Source organism: Stenotrophomonas sp. LARHCG68, from assembly GCF_052871705.1.
Window position 1 is genome coordinate 81,191 of the sequence record NZ_JBIXJV010000005.1, and the last position, 18,505, is coordinate 99,695.

Sequence of the window (18,505 nt, forward strand, 5' to 3'; positions counted from 1 at the left end):
CTCACCGAGGCAAGGCAGGCGGCGCATCATCGGCTTACGCCATCTGCACGATATGCAGTGCCTTCGGGTTGCGCCACGTCGCCAGCAGCGCCGCTTCGCGGGCCTTGGCTTCGTGCAGGTGCGCTTCCTTGACGTGGCCGTAGCCGCGGATGTGCTCGGGGATGCTGGCGATGTCCACCGCCAGCGCCAGCCGGCGCGCGTCCAGCCCGCCCAGCAGTTCCTGCAGGGTCTTCTCGTAGTCGGCGATCAGCTGGCGCTCGCCACGGCGCTCCTCGGTGTAGCCGAACACGTCGAAGCGGCCGCCGCGCAGGCCCTTGAGCTTGGCCAGCAGGCCGAAGGCCTTGAACATCCACGGGCCGTATTCCTTCTTCTGCAGCTGGCCCTGCTCGTCGCGCTTGGCGAACAGCGGCGGTGCCAGGTGGAAACGCACCTGGTAGTCGCCCTCGAACTGCTGCTGCACGCGCTTGATGAAGTCGCCGCTGGTGTACAGGCGGGCCACTTCGTATTCGTCCTTGTAGGCCATCAGCTTGAAGAAGTAGCGCGACACCGCCTCGGTCAGCGCGGTGCTGCCCGGCACGGCCTGCTGCTCGGCGCTGCGCACCGCATCGACCAGCGTGCGGTAGCGCTTGGCGTAGGCCGCATCCTGGTAGTCGGTGAGGAAGGCGCTGCGGCGCGCGACCAGCTCGTCGAGCGAGCGCGACAGGCGGCCGTCGTCCAGCGCGGCGAAGGTGGCTTCGCCATTGGCCGGGCCGGCGGCGGGCAGGCCGCGCACCTCCGGTTCGTTGCCGGGGTTGCGCGGTGCCGACGGCGCGCCGGCCTCGCTGCCTTCCCATTCGCCCGGCGGCAGTTCATGCAAAGCACCCGGCGTGCGTTCGGCCTGGGTCGGCGCGTTGCGCACCAGCCCGCCGGCCTGCTGCACGGCCTGCGGATCAATCGCCGCCAGCCGGCCCCAGGCAAACGCCTTCTGGTTCATCTCGATGGCCGCGCCATTGAGTTCCACCGCGCGCATCAGCGATTCCAGCGACAGCGGCACCAGGCCCTGTTGCCAGGCAAAGCCGAGGATGAACAGGTTGGCGGCAATCGCGTCGCCGAGCAGGGCGGTAGCCAGCTGGGTGGCGTCGAGCAGGATCGGGTCGCGCCCGCCCAAGGCAACCTTCACGCCGGCGATGATGTCGGCGGCCGGGAACTGCATGTCCGGGTGCGTGGTGAACGTGCCGGGCATGGCTTCGTAGGTGTTGAGCACCACCTGCGAGCGCTCGGCGCGCACCTTGGACAGCGCCCAGTAGTCGTTGACCACCACCATGTCGCAGCCCAGCACCAGGTCGGCCTCGCCGGCGGCGATGCGCACGGCGTGGATGTCGGCCGGGGTGTTGGCGATGCGGATGTGGGTGGTGACCGCGCCGCCCTTCTGCGCCAGGCCGGTCTGGTCGAGCACGCTGGCGCCCTTGCCTTCCAGGTGGCCGGCCATGCCCAGCAGCGCGCCGATGGTGACCACGCCGGTGCCGCCGACGCCGGTGATCAGGATGTTCCAGGGCTGGGACAGGTCAGTGCGGAACGCCGGGGTCGGCAGGTTGTCGAGCAGGCTGGCCGCATCACTCTTCTTGCCCTTGCGCAGCTGGCCGCCGTGCACGGTGACGAAGCTCGGGCAGAAGCCGGTGGTGCAGGAGAAATCCTTGTTGCAGTTGGACTGGTCGATGTCGCGCTTGCGCCCGAACTCGGTTTCCTTCGGCAGCACCGACACGCAGAAGCTCTTCTCGCCGCAATCGCCGCAGCCTTCGCAGACCAGCGAGTTGATCATCGTGCGCTTGGGCGGGTCGACCAGCTTGCCGCGCTTGCGGCGGCGGCGCTTCTCGGTGGCGCAGGTCTGTTCGTAGATCAGGATGCTGGTGCCCTTCACCGTGCGCAGCTGCTTCTGGACGGCGTCCAGCTCGGCGCGGTCGTGGAACTCCACGTCGGACGGGAACTCGTGGCGACGCGACTTCCATTTGTCGATGTCGTCGGACAGCAGCACGATGGTGTACACGCCCTCGGCGCGCATCTGGTGCGCGATCTGCGGAACGGTCAGGGTGCCGTCCACCGGCTGCCCGCCGGTCATCGCCACCGCATCGTTGTAGAGGATCTTGTAGGTGATGTTGACGCCGGCGGCGATCGCCTGGCGGATCGCCAGCGAGCCGCTGTGGAAGTAGGTGCCGTCACCGAGGTTCTGGAACACGTGCTCGGTGTCGGTGAAGGCGGCCTGCCCGGCCCACGTGACGCCTTCGCCACCCATGTGGGTGAAGGTGTCGGTGTCGCGGTCCATCCACGTCACCATGTAATGGCAGCCGATGCCGGCCATCGCACGCGAGCCTTCCGGCACGTTGGTGGATGTGTTGTGCGGGCAACCGGAGCAGTAATGCGGCACGCGCGGGAACTGCGCGCGCGGCAGTGCCATCTCCGCTTCCTTCTCGTCCATCCAGCGCAGGCGCTGCTCGATCGATTCGGTGTTGAAGAACTGCTGGATGCGGCGGCCGATGACACCGGCGATGGTGGCCGGGGTGAGTTCGCCGGTGGACGGCAGGATCCATTCGCCCTGCTCGTCGTACTTGCCGACGATGGACGGGCGCGCGCCCCAGCTGGCCGGCCAGTTGTAGAAGTACTCCTTCATCTGCCGCTCGATGAAGGCCTTCTTCTCCTCCACCACGACGATGTCCTGCAGGCCGCGCGCGAACGCGGCGATGCCCTGCGGTTCCAGCGGCCAGGTCATGCCGACCTTGTACACGCGGATGCCGATCTGCGCGCAGGCCTTCTCGTCCAGGCCCAGGTACTCCAGCGCCTGCAGCACGTCCAGGTAGCTCTTGCCGGTGGTGACGATGCCCAGCCGCGCGTTCGGCGCGTCCATCACCACCTTGTCGATGCCGTTGGCGCGGGCGAAGGCCTGCGCGGCCTTCACCGCATAGCGGTGCAGGCGCATCTCCTGCTCCATCGGCGGGTCCGGCCAGCGGATGTTGAGCCCGGCCGGCGGCATCTCGAAGTCTTCCGGCAGCACGATGCGGCGTGCGAACGGGTCCACGTCCACCGAGGCGGAGGATTCCACCGTCTCGGCGATGGTCTTGAAGCCGATCCAGCGGCCGGTGTAGCGGCTCATCGCCCAGCCGACCAGGCCCATGTCCAGGATGTCCTGCACCCCGGCCGGGTTCAGCACCGGCATCATCGCGCTGACGAATTCTTCCTCGCTGCCATGCGGCAGGGTCGAGCTGCGGCAGGCATGGTCGTCGGCGGCCAGCGCCAGCACGCCGCCGTGCTTCGAGGTGCCGGCGGCATTGCCGTGCTTGAACACGTCGCCGCAGCGGTCCACGCCCGGGCCCTTGCCGTACCACATGCCGAACACGCCATCGACGTTGGCGCCGGGGAACAGGTTGGTCTGCTGGGTGCCCCAGACCATGGTCGCGCCGAGGTCCTCGTTGAGGCCGGGCACGAACTTCACCTTGGCTGCTTCCAGGTGCTTGCGCGCGCGCCACAGCTCCAGGTCGAAGCCGCCCAGCGGCGAGCCACGGTAGCCGCTGATGAAGCCGCCGGTGTTCAGCCCCGCCGCCAGGTCACGCTGCTGCTGCATCAGCGGCAGCCGTACCAGTGCCTGTACCCCGCTCAGGTAGATGCGGCCGTCGGTGCGCGTGTACTTGTGGTCCAGCGTGTAGTCGCGGTCGCGGACCCCGATCAGCGGGTCATTGGCGGACGCGGGCGAGGTAAGTTCGGCAGTGCTGGTCATGGCTGGCCCATTGCAAAAAACGGCTGGCGGCTGGCGCCGCTGGCGGCGCGCGTGGCAGCCGGCGATTGTAGCAGTGGCCGTTTCAGCCCCCCCTGCTGCAATCGCACACGGGCCGCCTTGCGGGTTAGGATCGGGGGCTGGATGTGAAAATCGGGATACGGGGATTGCTGTGATGGGGATGATCAGGCGTCTGGTCGCCGGCACCGTGCTGGCCGGGCTGTTGTTTTCCAATGCATGGGCCGAAGGCCTTCCGAAGATCAACGAGTTCTATTTCGACGAGGACACGGCGGCCAAGCCGATCCAGGCGGTGCCGCCGGAGCAGGCCGACGTGGTGGACCAGCTGATGAAGCTGCGCGAGCGCGGCCGCAAGGGGCTGGAAGCGACCGTGCAGCTGGCCAGCATCGCCTATGCCGAGGGCCGCGATGAACTGGGGGCCAAGCTGTACCAGGAAGCCTATGCGACGGTGAGCGAGTCCTCGGTGCAGATGCGCGGCCTGCGCTGGAACCAGGGCTGGGACCTGTATCGCCGGGGCGAGGTCGACGCCGCCCTGGGCCTGTGGACGCGCGCGGCCGAGAGTGCGCGAGGCAACCCCGGCTGGCTGCCGCCGACCCTGGCGCTGGCACTGTGGAAGCAGGGCAACAAGGCCGATGCGCTGGCCTGGTATGCCGCCGCCGTGCGTACCGAGCCCACCCAATGGGGCAGTAGCGGCGAGTTCGCGCGCCTGTTGCCGGCCTGGACCGATGCCGAGCGCGCGGAGCTGGCCGAGGTGCAGCAGGCCTGGGCGGCCAATCCGCCGGCCTGGCCCTGACCACCGCTTCGCCCGCTGGCCGGGCGGCGCTTGACCACATCCGGACGATTGCCGATTCCAATGGCGCGGCCCGGCAGGGCATGCTTGCGGCATGGCTTTCGATGCATTCGCACTGATCTTGGCCATGCTCGCGCTGGGCATGGTATTCGCACGACGGCGTACCTTCCCGGACAACGCTGCCGACACGCTCAACCGCGTGGTGCTGTACCTGTGCCTTCCCGCCGCAGTGCTCACCTACGTGCCGCGCCTGCAGCTGGACCTGTCGCTGGCCGGCATCATCGCCACTCCCTGGCTGTTGATGCTGTTGAGCGTGGGCCTGGTCAGCCTGGCCACGCGCCTGTTCGGCTTCGAGCGGCAGGTGCATGCGGTGCTGCTGCTGTGCGTGGCGTTGTGCAATTCCAGCTTCATCGGCTATCCGATGGTGCGTGCACTGCTGGGCGACCATGCCTTGCCGTACGCCGTGGTCTACGACCAGTTCGGCACCTTCGTGCTGCTCTCGACCTTCGGCCTGTACGTGCTGGCCCGCTACAGCGGCGATGCGCCGCCCACCGCCGGCGAGATCCTGCTGCGCATCCTCCGCTTCCCGCCGCTATGGGCACTGCTGTTCGCGGTGACGCTGATGCCGGCCGAGCCGCCGTCGTGGGTCGCCTCGGCCTTGAAGAGCCTGGCCGACGCGATGTTGCCGCTGGTGATGCTGGCGGTCGGCCTCACCATCCAGTTGCGCCTGTCGCGTGCCGAGCTGGCGCCCCTGGCGGTGGGTCTGTTGCTCAAGCTGCTGGTGTTGCCGGCGGTGGCCCTGCCGCTGTCACTGGCCTTTGGCCTGCGTGGTGAGATGCTGCAGGTCAACGTGCTGGAGACGGCCATGCCGACCATGATCACCGCCGCCGCGCTGGCCATCTCGCACCGGCTGGCGCCGCGCCTGGCCGCGGCGATGGTGGGGTATGGCATCGTGCTGTCGCTGGTGACCCTGCCGGCGTGGGTGTGGGTGCTGGCAAGGGTGGGCTGACCTGCTCCCCGGCGTCGATGAATGTCTGGACCAAGGATGATCGAATGAGAGACAACGGCAGGAATGGAAGTGTGTTCGCAAGGGAGTTCCGGGCGTGGACCATGCGCCTGCGGATGAGCGCAATGGTCGCCGTGGCGGGGGCCTGGCTGGCAGTGAAGCCCGGCACCCTGCTGGCCCAGCCCGCCATGCCCAAGGATATCCGTGTGAACGCGGAGGCGATCGAGGCGCGCGTTCAGGCTCTGGTTGCAAGTGGCGATCCGAAGGATCTGTGGGCTGCGGGTTACTGGCACGTGTTTGCGGACCAGCGGCCTGACGATGGGCGTGGTGACCGGGACAACAGCGGACGGAGCCGGCAGGCGATGCAATGGATCCGGCAGGCGGCGATCGAGGGTAGCGAGGATGTCTGGCTCGCGAAGATCGCCCTCGTACTCTGCCTCGGTGAGCCGAAATCACGCTGCGATGTCGAGCGCGCGCTCCGTACCGCTGAAACCCAGGCTGCGGACGACATGTTCGTTCAAAACCTGGTTCTGCTCCACATGTCCAACAAGGGGGATGCGGAGGACAAGGCACTCCGTCGCTTTATGGCGGCCACGCGCTATGTGGACTATGCCCGGCAGGAGCAGGCGGTGCTGGCCGGGGCAATGCAGGGCGTTACCCCCGTGCTCCCCCTGTCGGTGTTGTCCACCGGCTTCCTTCCCGAAACCGATATCGAAGCTGATCTCGGTCCGGTTGCGAACGTCGCGGCGGCGCAGATGATGGCTGGCTGGATGTCGCTGACTTCCCTGTGGCCGTTGCTGCAAGAGGAATGCCCGGCTGATGGCGAGGACGATGTCCACATACTCGGGAAGTGCCGGGACATGCTCATGGCCATGACCGCCAGTACCTCTCTCCAGGAGTTGATGTTCGTGTATTCGAGGTTGCCGGCGTACAGCCGGACTGCTCAGGAGAAGCGGCGCTGGGAAGCGAAACACAGGCAGATCTTCTGGGTCATCGAGCAGCTGGCCGCGCAAGGTTCCGGGACGGCATCTGCCCCACTTCCGGTGAAGGCATCGGAGTACTGGACGTGGGTGGCCGATGAAGGCGAATGGGAGGCGATGCGTCGCTTGTTGATCAGCACGGGGTTGCCTGATCAGCCGCCGAAGGAATGGCAACTGCCGGAGGGCAGTGATATCTGAACCTGGCAATCCTTCTTCGATGGGGGATTCCGCCGATTCTTATGTTGATGGTTGACCTGCAATAGGCAATAGGAAAGAACATGCCCATACGCGGAATTTTTGCAGTGCTGCTGATGGTGGCCTCGTTCACGGGCCGCGCCGAAACACCGCCGGCGGAGGAGATCGCACCGGAGCAGCTGCTGGCGCGGATCGAGGCGCAGAATGCCGCACGCCTGCAACTGGCCCGCGGGCTGGCGGCCACCGGCGAGCCGCGCAAACTGTATGCCGCCTCCCTGCTGGTGCCAATGCGCATGGACCTGGCGAGCAAAGGCCTCAAGCGCGAGCCCGAAGCCGACGCCTGGCTCGCGCAGGCCATTGCGTCCGGCAGCACGCAGCCGCTGATCGCGATGGAAGCCGTGCGGCGTTGCATCGGGAAGGACGCCTGTGCCATCGATGCCGCGGTGCAGACCTTGCAAGGGGACGGTGCCGCCGATGCCGGTTCGCAACTGCTGCTGAAGCGGCTGGCCGAACACCGCAAGGACGCTGCCCAGGCCGCGCAGGCGTGGCAGCGGGCGACGCATGCCACGCGTTACGGTGACTCGCTGGCACAGCTGGTGGGCTTGCTGGATGAAGCCACGCGCGACGTGCCGTGGCCGGTCTCCGATGCCGCGCGCGCGGCCGAATGGGAGCAGCGCAATGGCGGCAGCTATGCCGACCAGGAGCGCGCGATCACGTTGTTCGGCATCGCCGCGACGGTGTGGATGCCGGAGCTGAAAACGGCCTTCGACGCGTGCCCGAAGGACATCGGTGAGCCCGCGAGGAGGCAGGCGTGCGAACGCGTGTTCTCGCTGATGGCCGACAGCACCTCGAACGCGGTGGCCCAGGCCGGTGCCCGATGGATGTTCGAAGCCAGCGCGGGCACGCCCGCGCAGTCACGGTGGGAGGCGCGCCGGCGCCTGCTGGCGTGGATCAGCGTCCGTGCCAGCGGCGTGCTCGGATCGGAAGAGGGCACCGCGCCCAAGGTGAGCCCCGCCGACTACATGCGCTGGATCGGTGATGACGGGGAACTGCCGGCCATGCGCCGCCTGCTGGCCGTGCATGGCATCGCCGCCGAGCCGCCGGCGGACTGGCAACCGCCGTCCACGCCACGGTGAGCCGAAGCCCGCCTGTGGCATCGGCAAAGCCGGAGGCGGTCAGGTTCGCGGGCAGTTGGTGATGGGTGGGCGAACGTTTCCCGGGCGTGCCGTGCTCACCCGGGCCAGGTGATGCATGCCGCGGCTCAATCGGCCGGCACGGTGCGCTCGCGCGCCCAGTCGCGCAGCGACTGCACCTGTTCGGCCATCAGCACCGACAGCGGCCGGGTGTTGCGGATCTCGGCCATCAGCAGCTCGGTGTCCAGCGGGCGCTGCTCGGCGTGCGCGGCATACAGCCCGGCCACCACCGCCTGTTCGATCTCGGCACCGGAGAAGCCCTCGCTGGCCGCCGCCAGGGCGGGCAGGGCGAAGGCTTCCGGGTCCAGCTGGCGGCGTTGCAGGTGCAGTTGCAGCAGCTCCACGCGCACGTCCGGGGCCGGCAGGTCGACGAAGAAGATCTCGTCGAAGCGGCCCTTGCGCAGCAGTTCGGCCGGCAGCTCGTGCACCTGGTTGGCGGTGGCGACGATGAACACCGGCGCCTTGCGCTCGGCCAGCCAGGTCAGCAGGTAGCCCAGCACCCGGCGCGACACGCCGCCGTCCTCGCCGTTGCTGGCCAGGCCTTTCTCGATCTCGTCGATCCACAGCACGCACGGGGCCAGCTGCTCGGCCGAGGTCAGCGCCTCGCGCAGGTTCTTCTCGGTCTCGCCGTGGTACTTGTTGTACAGCGTGCCGAAATCCAGCCGCAGCAACGGCACGCCGAAGCCGGCGGCGGTGGCCTTGGCCAGCATCGACTTGCCGCAGCCCTGCACGCCCAGCAGCAGCATGCCCTTGGGCGGGTCCAGCCCCGGCGGGGCGTTGCCGGAGACGAACACCGCCCGGCGCTGCTCGATCCAGCGCTTGAGCCGGCGCGCGCCGGCCACCTCGTTGAAGCGCGCCGAGTCGTACTCGTAATGCAGGTTGCCGCTGCGGTTGAGCAGCTCGAACTTGAGCTTGGCCAGCTGTGGCAGGTCGTCGGCCTGCAGTGCGCCGTCCTCGTAGATCAGCTGGCGGGCGATGCGGCGGGCGTCGGTCATGCTCAGCCCGCGCAGGTTGCGCAGGATCTGCTGCACCGCGTCCTGGTCGGCCTCGACCCGGCGCCCGCCGTTGTCCCTGGCGTAGCTGGCCGCCTCCTCGCGCAGCATCTTCAGCAGCGCGTTGGCGTCGGGCAGGCGCGGGTTGAAGCGGGTGGCCAGGGCCTCCAGCTCCGGCGGCAGCTCGACCTTGGCCCCGACCAGCACCAGCACGTGTGGCTGGCTGTGGCGGCGCTGGACGATGTCGCGCAGCAGCCGCTGGTGGCTGGCGTAGCCCAGGTAGGGGTGGAAATCGAGCAGCAGGTAGATGCCGCGCTGCTCGGCCTCCTGGATCATCCGCAGCACCGAGCTGGCGTCGGGCGGGCCGAACGCCTCGTCCTCGCGGTCCATGTCGATCCGGCGCAGGCCCTCGGTGATCGACCAGCGGTACAACGCCCGCCAGACGTGCATCAGCGCCTGCCGGAACAGCTCCACGACCCGCGACTCATCCTGGGTCTGGATGACGATCAACGGCGTGTTGGCGCGGATCAGCGCGGTCAGGTCCTGCAGTTCGCTCATGGTGGTTCCATCCCGGGGGCGACACGATAGCAAAGCCGGGCCCCGGGGCCGACCCTCACCCGGTGACTACCTTTGGTCATGCAACGCGGTGTACGCTGCGGGGACGTTCCGCGGAAACGAGGCGTGCATGAAGACGATCCTGGTAGCCGGCTCCAAGGGCGGTGTCGGCAAGACCACCATCGCCACCCACCTGGCCGCGCATTCGGCCCTGGCAGGCCATGCCACGGTGATTGCCGATGCCGATCCGCAAGGCTCCAGCAGCCGCTGGGCCGAGCGCCGGGCCATGCTGGACAGCGCCGTGCTGCCGGTCGACGTGCACCGCAAGAAGAACTGGGAAAAGCTGATCCCCGACGGCACCGAGCAGGTCATCATCGATGCCCCCGCCGGCGCCTACGGCGAGGACCTGGAGCGCTTCACCGACATCGCCGACGCGGTGGTGGTGCCGGTCCTGCCCTCGGCCTTGGACATCGAGGCCATCGTCGGCTTCCTCAATAGCCTGTCCAAGCTCAAGCGCGTGCATTCGCGCGCGCTGCCGGTGGGGCTGGTGCTCAACCGCACCAAACCGTGGACGCAGACATCGCAACAGGCCCGGCAGATGCTGGGCCAATGGCCGTATGAGGTGGTCGCGCAGCTGCGCGACAGCCAAAGCTACGTGGTGATGGTCGGGCTGGGCCGCAGCCTGTTCGACTATCACTCCGCCCAGGTACGCGAGCACCAGCAGGACTGGGAGCCGCTACTCAAATGGTTGAACAAGGTCTGACAGGAGTACTCCCCGGCCATGCGTGAACTGATCCTGCTGCGACATGCCCATGCCGAACCGGCCAACAACGGCCTGGCCGACATCGATCGTCCCCTTTCCCCGCACGGGCTGGCCGAGGCCGAGGCCGCCGGGCGCTGGCTGCTGGAGCAGAAGCTCACCCCGGACCGGGTGCTGTGTTCGCCGGCGCGACGGACCCGCGAGACGCTGGAGGCGGTGCTGGCACTGACCGGCTACGTCGAGCAGCGGCTGGAGGAGCGCATCTACGACGCCATGCCCGGCACCTTGGCGGCGCTGGTGGATGAGCACCGCGAGGTCGAGCGGCTGCTGGTGGTGGGCCACAACCCGGGCCTGGAACAGCTGGTGGCGCTGATGCACAGCGGCCAGTCCGGGGATTACCGCGGCATGCCGCCGGCCTCGGTGGCGGTGCTGTCGCTGCCGATGGAGGCATCGATAGAACCGGGCATAGCCCGTCTGGCGGCGTTCTGGTGGCCGTAAGTCCATGGGTTTGTTCCGTGGCGGGCTGCTGCTGGGCTTGCTGATCGGGCCGGTTTCGTCCTTCGCGGCGGAACCGCCCCAGTTCGACCCGGCTCATTCACAGTTCGGCTTCGAGATCCGCACCCGCTTCGGCCAGAAGATCGAAGGGGTGTTCCGCCGTTTTGATGCACAGGCCACCGCGCTGCCCAACGGGCAGCACCAGGTGGTGCTGCGCATGTACACCCAATACGTCGAGATCCCGGACAAGCCGCGCTACACCGGCTGGATGCGCGGCGAGGATTTCTTCGACGTGGCGCGTTACCCGGTGATCGAGTTCCGCTCCGATCCGTACTCGCCGGAGCTGATCCACCAGGGCGGCGACGTCAATGGCTGGTTGACCATCCGCGGCATCAGCCGCCGGGAGACGCTGCACCTGGCAAAGCCTGAATGCGCACGTCCCGGCTATGATTGCGACCTCGTCAGCCGGGGCACCGTCCAGCGCGGGCGGTACGGCATGGACAGCTGGCAGATGGCCCTGGGTGATCGAGTGACCTTCATATTGCGTACGCGCCTGAGCAGCGCCCCCCCAAAGTGAACCCTTTCGTACGACTTTTCCTGCTGCTGGCGGCGCTGCTGGCCGGCGGTTGCGCCTCGCTGTCGCCGCAGCAGCGCGACCGTGCCCAGGGCATTGCCATCGCCGCGCGCTCGACCGTGGTGGACTGCGACCGGCCGGACCGCTGCGCGCTGGATTCGCCGCTGCGCGCGCTCGGCGGGCAGGCCATCACCGAATCGGCGCCCGGGCTGCCGCGCCACTACGCCACCATCGTGGACGAGGGCGAACTGGCGCTGGTGGCGCGCCTGAACCTGATCCGCAGCGCCACCCGCAGCATCGACCTGCAGACCTATATCTTCGACACCGACGACAGTGCGCGGCTGGTGATCGACGAACTGCTGGCCGCCGCCCGGCGCGGGGTCAAGGTGCGGGTGCTGATCGACCAGCTCTCGGCGATCTCCGACGTGCAGATGCTGGCCGCCCTGTCCGGGGCGCATGCCAACTTCGAGCTGCGCGTCTACAACCCTGCCTTCGGCAAGGCCAAGCTGAACTACCTGGACTACGCCGGCAGCGTGCTGTGCTGCTTCCGCCGCTTCAACCAGCGCATGCACAACAAGCTGCTGGTGATCGACGACGTGCTGGGCGTGGTCGGTGGCCGCAACTACCAGGACGATTACTACGACTGGGACAACGAGTACAACTTCCGCGATCGTGACGTGATCGTCGCCGGTCCGGAGGCGCGGGAAATGGCCGCCAACTTTGAGTCGTTCTGGGTCGCGCAGCGCAGCGTGCCGGCCGAACGGCTCAACGACGTGGGCCGGGCCCTGCTCAAGCAGGGGGTGCCGGCGATGCCGCAGGCCAACTTCCGCCACCCCGAGCGGATCGAGCGGGTGGGCGAGGAGGCAACCGACCCTTCGTTCATCGACGAGGCCTTCGTGCAGACCGCGCTGCCGGTGCGGTCGGTGGCCTACGTGGCCGACCTGCCGCGCAAGCATCGCCGCGAGGACGATGATCCGGACGATGGCCAGCATGTCACCGAGCCGCGGCTGGATGCCCTGATCGCCTCGGCCAGGACCGAAGTGCTGCTGCAGACGCCGTACCTGGTGTTGTCCAAGCCGGCCCAGCAGCTGTTCCGCGACCTGCGCAAGCGCGAGGCCGCGCCGCGGGTGGTGGTCTCGACCAACAGCCTGGCCGCCACCGACAACCCGATCGTCTACGCGCTGTCGTACAAGTACAAGCGCCGCAACCTGCGCGAACTGGGCTTCAACATCTACGAATACAAGCCGTTCCCGCTCGATGCGCCGGTCAACTACCCCGGGCTGCTGCCCGAGCCGGTGGACGTCGAATCGGTGCCGTCCGGCCGCAACCGGGTGATCGGCGGCAGCGCGGCCGGCAGCAACGTGCGCGGCAGCGGCTCGGGCCGGCGCAACACGCCCGGAGGCAGCGACGTCGAACGCGAGGTGCTGCGCACCGAGACGCGCCCCTCGTTCCTGAGCCGGCGCGCGGCCAACCGGCCGCTGCCGGTGACCCGCAGCGGCGCGCGCATGGGCCTGCATGCCAAGTCGCTGGTGGTGGACCGCCGCATCGGCGTGATCGGCACCCACAACTTCGACCCGCGCAGCGAGAACTACAACACCGAGGGCGCGGTGATCATCGAGGATGCCGCCTTCGCCGAGCAGTTGGCGCGCAGCATCGAGCGCGACATCGCCCCGGACAACTCCTGGGTGGTGGCGCCGCGCGAGAAGGCACCGGTGTTCTCCGGCCTGAACTACAGCATCGGCAAGGCGTCCGAAGCGCTGCCGGTGCTCGATTTTTGGCCATGGCGCTACGCCACCATCTATGAGTTCAAGCCCGGCCCGGACTGCCCGCGACCGCTGCCGCGGCAGGACCCCGGCTTCCGCGCCTGCTACACCGCCATCGGCGATTTCCCGGAAGTGGACGTCGGCCCGAAGTGGCTGCTGGTGCGCATGCTTACTGCCTTCGGCGCCGGGTTGGTGCCCATCCTCTGACTGCGTCCCCGCAAAGGTTCAAGCCATGTCCCGAGTATTCCGCGCCCCCGTCGACCTGGAACAGGTCAATGCCCTGAGCCGCAACACCCTGATCGACCACCTCGGCATCGTGTTCACCGCCGCCGGCGAGGATTGGCTGCAGGCCACCATGCCGGTCGACGAACGTACCCGCCAGCCGTATGGCCTGCTGCACGGCGGCGCCTCGGTGGTGCTGGCCGAAACCCTGGGCAGCAGCGCCGGCAACCTGTGCGTGGACCCGGCCGAGCAGGTCTGCGTGGGGCTGGAGATCAACGCCAACCACCTGCGCGCGGCGCGCACCGGCGTGGTCACCGGCACCGCGCGGGCGCTGCACGTGGGCCGCACCACCCAGGTGTGGGAGATCCGCATCGAGAACGAAGACGGCAAGCCGGTGTGCATTTCGCGGCTGACGCTGGCGGTGGTGGCCCGCTGAGCGGGCATCGACGCGCGATACCTGCGGCTTAACCCTCCCCAACCTTCCCCTGCTGTGCAAGGGAGGGGGCAATGCGGCTCTACCGTGATCGGTTCGACCCCGCCGAACCACTCCCCCCTTTGGCGAAGCCCAGGGGAGGGCGGGGGAGGGGTTACTGCCACACCGCCGTACCTGTCGCTCAGCCCTCGACCATCGCCGGCAGATGCTCGCGCACCCATTGCGCCAATGCCGGCGCGGGCAGGGCAGGGGTGAAGTGGAAGCCCTGCGCGATGTGATAGCCCTGCTCGCCGAGCAGGCGCAGCTGCTCGCTGCTTTCCACGCCTTCGGCCACCACCTTCAGGTGCAGGCTCTGGCCGATGTGGGCGATGGCCTGGGTCAGCGCGCTGGCCACGCTGTCACGCTCGATCCCGTTGACGAAGCTGCGGTCCAGCTTGAGCTCGCTGATCGGCAGCTGGCGCAGGTAACTCAGGCTGGAATAGCCGGTGCCGAAGTCGTCCATCGACAGGCGCACGCCCAGCGCATGCACTTTGCGCAGGGTCTGCAGGGTGACCGGGTCGGCGTCGAGCAGCACGTCCTCGGTGATCTCCAGGATCAGGTCCGACGCCGAAAGGCCGTGCTCGTGCAGGATCCGGCTGATCATCTCGGCCAGCGCCGGGCTGTGGAAGTTGGTCGGTGACAGGTTGACCGAGACCGAGGGCACCTCCAGCCCATCCTCGCGCCAGTCGGCCAGCTGGTGGCAGGCCTCGTGCAGCGCCCATTGGCCAAGGTCGCCGATCAGGCCGGTTTCCTCGGCCAGCGGGATGAAGCGGACCGGCGGCACGTTGCCCAGCCGCGGGTGGTGCCAGCGGGCCAGGGCCTCGACGCTGTGCAGGCGGCCATCGTGCAGGTCGATCTGCGGCTGGTAGTGCAGTTGCAGCTGGCCCAGCGCGAGGGCTTCGCGCAGGGCATTCTCCAGCGCCAGCCGTTCCTGCGCGCTCTGGTCCATCTCGCAGCTGTAGAAACGGGCCAGGTTGCGGCCGCTGTGCTTGGCCTGGTACATCGCCATGTCGGCGCGGTGCAGCAGGGTTTCCATGCTCGTGCCGTCGTGCGGGAACACGCTGATGCCGATGCTGGCCGAGGGCCGGATCTCCATCTCTCCCAGCTGCAACGGCTCGCCCAACGCGCGCAGCAGGCGTTCGCTGTGTTCGTCGGCGCCCTGCGCGTCGCAGCCGTTGAGCACCACCACGAACTCGTCGCCGGACAGGCGGCCGACGATGTCCATCGGCCCGGTCTGCTCCTGCAGTCGGCGCGCGACCACCCGCAGCAGTTCATCGCCGCCGGGGTGGCCGAAGGAATCGTTGACCTGCTTGAAGCGGTCCAGGTCGATGAACAGCACCGCCAGCGACTGGTGGGTGTGGCCGGCGGCGCTGATCGCCTGGTCGGCGCGGGCATGCAGCAGGCTGCGGTTGGGCAAGCCGGTGAGGTCGTCGTAGAAGGCCAGCCGGCGGATGCGGTTGCGCGCTTCCTCGCGTTCCAGCGCCAGCGCGCACAGATGCACGATCACCTCGACCAGGCGCCGGTGGAAGCTGTCCGGCTCCATCGGCTGCCGGTAATAGAACGCGAAGGTGCCCAGCACGCGGCCGTCGCTGGACTTGATCGGCGTGGACCAGCACGCCGCCAGGCCGTACTGCAGGGCCAGGTGGCTGACGCCCTCCCAGTTAGGGTCGCTGGCGATGTCGCGCGCGACCACGGTTTCGCCGCAATGGGCCGCGGTGCCGCAGCTGCCCGAATGCGGGCCGACCGGCGTGCCATCGACCAGCTTGCTGTAGGCCTCCGGCAGGCTGGGCGCGGCCAGCGTGCGCAGCCGGCCGTCCTCCACGCGCAGCACCGAGCAGGTGACCTGCGGGGCGATCTTCTCCACCTCCTCGCACATCATCTGCATGATCTCGGCGGTGGGTACCTCGCGCACCATCGCATCGAGCATGCGGTGCTGCAGGACCTCATGCACCTTGGTGCGGGTGATGTCGGTCAGCACCACGACCATGTTCACCAGCTTGCCGTAGTCGTCGAAGATCGGGTTGATGGTGACCGAACACCACAGCGGCTGGCCGTCCTTGCGGTACAGGCGCTCGTCGGCGCGGATCGACTGCCCGGACATCAGTCGCGTCATGTAGGCGGCCATCTGTTCGCCGGAATGATCGTCCGGCGCCAGCAGGGTGGGGACGTAGCGGCCGAGCAGCTCGCTGTCCAGGAAGCCGAACAGGCGACGGAAACCCTTGTTCGGGTAGACCACGTGGGCCTGGGCATCGGTGATCAGCACCGCGCTCTGGGTCTCGTCGAACCCCAGCGACAGCAGCCGCTCGCGCTCCTGCGCCTGGCGCCGCGCGGTGACGTCGCTGATCAGTGCCATGTGGATGTCGCGGCCGCCGCTGGACACGTGCGACAGGGTCACGCTGATCCAGCAGTGGCTGCCGTCCTTGCGCACCAGCTGGATGTCATGCGGCGCCAGGGCCAGTTCCTGCACGCGGTTGCTGGCCCCCGGGTACAGGCGGGTGTCATAGCGCTCGCGCATGGAGGGCGGGGCCAGCTGGCCCAGGTTCCTGCCCAGCATTTCCTCGCGCGGCCAGCCGGAGATGGTCTCCATGGCGCGGTTGAGGTACAGGATGGTGTTCTGTTCGTCGAACAGGATCACGCCGCTGCCAATGCGCTCCAGCGCGGCAGAAAAGAAGTGCAGCATGTCCTCTGTCGATGACAGCAGCTGCCGGTGCATCACCACGCTCCCCTGAACGTTGGAACCGTTTTACACACTTACGGCGCGGGAAGGGTAACGCTGAAGGTCCAGCCGGGCCCCTTGGCCCGCGTGATGTCTGGATACTGTGCCGCAACGCACCTTTCCGTGTCCTAGCAGCAATACCCTGCCGCCGTAACAGTCGCTGGCACAAGCCGGACCGCATCCGGTATCGTGCGCGGATGATCTCCCCCCGTCCCGCCCGCCAGGGCGGTGTGGCTCGCGTGTTCCGTTACCTGTACCGCGTCCCGCTGCTGCTGGTGCACATCGTCCTGTTCCTGCCGCTGATCCTGTTGCTGATGGCCCCGCCATTCGGCCGCATCGGCGGGCCTGCCGATCCCCTGGAGCACCGCGTGGTGCGCTGGTGGTCGGGCGTGCTGATGTGGATCTTCGGCTTCCGGCTCAAGCGCTTCGGCCAGCCGCTGCCGGGGCCGGTGCTGTTCGTGGCCAACCACGTGGGCTGGGTCGACATCTGCATGATCCACAGCCAGAAGATGGTCGGTTTTGTCGCCAAGCGCGAGATCGCCGGCTGGCCGCTGGTCGGCTGGCTGGCCAGCCGTGGGCATACCATCTACCACCAGCGCGGCAACACCGAGTCGCTGGGCGGGGTGATGGAGGAAATGGTCAAGCGTCTGAACGAACAGCGGCCGGTGGCGGTGTTCCCCGAAGGCCGCACCCGCGGTGGCCACGAAGTGGGCCCGTTCCACGCCCGCATCTTCCAGGCGGCGGTGGAGGCCAACGTGCCGGTGCAGCCGGTGGCCTTGCGCTACGGCGTGCGCGGTGACGCGCAGACCATGGTGGCGTTCGGGCCGGGCGAGAGCTTCTTCGGCAACTTCCTGCGCCTGCTCGGCGAGCCGGCGCGTGCGGCGCAGGTGCACTTCCTCGCGCCGATCGGCAGCCAGGACCTGGAAGGTCGCCGCCGCATCGCCGAAACCTCGCGTGCGCGCATCGTGGCGGTGATGGAAGGGCCGTGAGGCGATGTCGGTCGTGCGCCTGCCGTCGTCGGAAAGCCGCCAGCCAGACGCGCTGAACGCCGCCGATTACCTGCCGCCGCGCTGGTTGCGCAATCCCCACCTGCAATCGATGCTGGCTTCGAGCCGGCTGCGCCTGCGCCGCGGCCTGCAGCTGCTGGCCGCCACCGGCGCGGTCAACCGCGAACTGATCCTGGACGGCGGTGACGGCGTGCGCCTGCAGGCCTGGCACAGCAGCGTGCCGGGCCGTGCCCCGGTCGGGCTGGCGCTGCTGCTGCATGGCTGGGAAGGCAGCACCGAGTCGAGCTACATGCGCATGACCGCCGCGCGCATGCTGGAGGCCGGCTTCGACGTGGTGCGGCTGAACTTCCGCGACCACGGCAACACCCACCACCTGAACCCGGGCATCTTCCACTCCTGCCGCATCGATGAAGTGGTGCAGGCCGCCGGCGACGTGGCGCGCCGTTTCCCGGACCTGCCGATGGTGGCCGCCGGCTACTCGCTGGGCGGCAACTTCGTGCTGCGCCTGGCCCTGCATGCACCGGCCGCGGGCGTGCCCCTGCGGCACGTGGCCTCGGTCTGCCCGGTGCTGGACCCGGCGGTGACGATGGAGAGCATCGAGCACGGGCCGGCGATGTACGACTGGTACTTCCGCCGCAAGTGGACCGGCTCGCTGCGGCGCAAGCGCGCGCTGTTCCCCGAGCTGGCCGACTGCGACGACGACGTGCTCAAGCTGGACATCCGCGCGCTGACCGGCTGGCTGGTGAACCGGCATACCGACTTCCCCACGCTGCAGGACTACTTCGAGGGCTACTCGATCGCCGGCCACAAGCTGGCCGGGCTGCAGGTGCCGGCCGAGATCCTGATGGCGCAGGACGACCCGGTCATCCCCTTCGCCACCTTCGACCATTGGCAGCTGCCGAACCACGCACGCCTGCAGATCGCGCGCTGGGGCGGGCATTGCGGGTTCATCGAGAACCTGCGCGGCGATGGCTTCTCCGAGCGCTGGGTCACCCGGCAACTGCTGGCGGCGTTGCCAGGCTGAA

14 protein-coding genes are annotated in these 18,505 nt (G+C 68.4%); 11 read left to right on the forward strand and 3 right to left on the reverse strand.

Annotated features, from left to right (window positions below; translation table 11 throughout):
• Nucleotides 1-34: 34 nt before the first annotated feature.
• On the reverse strand, nucleotides 35-3,745 hold the full coding sequence (locus tag ACIPR8_RS15780; protein ID WP_446541623.1) for an indolepyruvate ferredoxin oxidoreductase family protein: 3,711 nt from the start codon (nucleotides 3,743-3,745) through the stop codon (nucleotides 35-37).
• A gap of 172 nt (nucleotides 3,746-3,917) precedes the next feature.
• On the opposite strand from ACIPR8_RS15780, the gene ACIPR8_RS15785 reads away from it, so the two are divergent.
• The 4 genes from ACIPR8_RS15785 (at nucleotide 3,918) to ACIPR8_RS15800 (ending at nucleotide 7,867) form a co-directional block, all read left to right on the forward strand.
• Complete coding sequence (locus ACIPR8_RS15785) at nucleotides 3,918-4,553, forward strand: tetratricopeptide repeat protein (RefSeq protein ID WP_446541624.1); 636 nt, start codon at nucleotides 3,918-3,920, stop codon at nucleotides 4,551-4,553.
• A gap of 91 nt (nucleotides 4,554-4,644) precedes the next feature.
• Nucleotides 4,645-5,559 carry an AEC family transporter gene (locus ACIPR8_RS15790; protein ID WP_446541625.1) on the forward strand — a complete coding sequence of 305 codons (915 nt, stop codon included), beginning with the start codon at nucleotides 4,645-4,647 and terminating at the stop codon, nucleotides 5,557-5,559.
• Nucleotides 5,560-5,603: 44 nt separating this feature from the next.
• Nucleotides 5,604-6,734 carry a hypothetical protein gene (locus ACIPR8_RS15795; protein WP_446541626.1) on the forward strand — a complete coding sequence of 377 codons (1,131 nt, stop codon included), beginning with the start codon at nucleotides 5,604-5,606 and terminating at the stop codon, nucleotides 6,732-6,734.
• An 80-nt stretch (nucleotides 6,735-6,814) separates the two neighbouring features.
• The gene (locus ACIPR8_RS15800; protein WP_446541627.1) at nucleotides 6,815-7,867 is read left to right on the forward strand and encodes a hypothetical protein; all 1,053 of its coding nucleotides are present in this window, start codon (nucleotides 6,815-6,817) and stop codon (nucleotides 7,865-7,867) included.
• A gap of 125 nt (nucleotides 7,868-7,992) precedes the next feature.
• Here ACIPR8_RS15800 and ACIPR8_RS15805 read toward each other — a convergent pair whose 3' ends face one another.
• Nucleotides 7,993-9,474, reverse strand: coding sequence for an AAA family ATPase (locus tag ACIPR8_RS15805; protein WP_132862346.1), 1,482 nt, complete (start codon nucleotides 9,472-9,474; stop codon nucleotides 7,993-7,995).
• Between the two features lie 127 nt (nucleotides 9,475-9,601).
• Here ACIPR8_RS15805 and ACIPR8_RS15810 point away from each other — a divergent pair, with 127 nt between their 5' ends.
• Genes ACIPR8_RS15810 through ACIPR8_RS15830 form a run of 5 tightly spaced genes read left to right on the forward strand, consistent with a single transcriptional unit; the run spans nucleotide 9,602 to nucleotide 13,721 of the window.
• Nucleotides 9,602-10,234: a ParA family protein gene (locus tag ACIPR8_RS15810; protein ID WP_132862347.1), complete on the forward strand. Its 633-nt coding sequence runs from the start codon at nucleotides 9,602-9,604 to the stop codon at nucleotides 10,232-10,234.
• Nucleotides 10,235-10,252: 18 nt separating this feature from the next.
• Entirely contained in the window at nucleotides 10,253-10,729 is a 477-nt protein-coding gene (locus tag ACIPR8_RS15815; RefSeq protein ID WP_192288315.1) for a SixA phosphatase family protein, read from the forward strand.
• Nucleotides 10,730-10,733: 4 nt separating this feature from the next.
• Nucleotides 10,734-11,303 (forward strand): YceI family protein, encoded by a 570-nt coding sequence (locus ACIPR8_RS15820; protein WP_132862349.1) that lies wholly within the window; start codon nucleotides 10,734-10,736, stop codon nucleotides 11,301-11,303.
• The gene (locus ACIPR8_RS15825) at nucleotides 11,300-13,270 is read left to right on the forward strand and encodes a phospholipase D family protein (RefSeq protein WP_446541628.1); all 1,971 of its coding nucleotides are present in this window, start codon (nucleotides 11,300-11,302) and stop codon (nucleotides 13,268-13,270) included. The genes ACIPR8_RS15820 and ACIPR8_RS15825 overlap by 4 nt, the downstream gene beginning before the upstream one ends.
• 25 nt (nucleotides 13,271-13,295) lie before the next feature.
• A complete protein-coding gene (locus ACIPR8_RS15830; protein WP_132862351.1) occupies nucleotides 13,296-13,721 on the forward strand; it encodes a hotdog fold thioesterase in 426 nt (141 codons plus the stop codon).
• 178 nt (nucleotides 13,722-13,899) lie between these two features.
• Here the strand turns inward: ACIPR8_RS15830 and ACIPR8_RS15835 are convergent, their stop codons facing one another.
• Nucleotides 13,900-16,470: an EAL domain-containing protein gene (locus ACIPR8_RS15835; protein ID WP_323437742.1), complete on the reverse strand. Its 2,571-nt coding sequence runs from the start codon at nucleotides 16,468-16,470 to the stop codon at nucleotides 13,900-13,902.
• 200 nt (nucleotides 16,471-16,670) lie between these two features.
• Here ACIPR8_RS15835 and ACIPR8_RS15840 point away from each other — a divergent pair, with 200 nt between their 5' ends.
• Together ACIPR8_RS15840 and ACIPR8_RS15845 are read left to right on the forward strand one after the other, a co-directional pair.
• Nucleotides 16,671-17,462 (forward strand): lysophospholipid acyltransferase family protein, encoded by a 792-nt coding sequence (locus ACIPR8_RS15840; RefSeq protein WP_132862353.1) that lies wholly within the window; start codon nucleotides 16,671-16,673, stop codon nucleotides 17,460-17,462.
• A 52-nt stretch (nucleotides 17,463-17,514) separates the two neighbouring features.
• Nucleotides 17,515-18,504, forward strand: coding sequence for a YheT family hydrolase (locus ACIPR8_RS15845; protein ID WP_192288375.1), 990 nt, complete (start codon nucleotides 17,515-17,517; stop codon nucleotides 18,502-18,504).
• The last annotated feature ends 1 nt before the right edge of the window (nucleotide 18,505 follow it).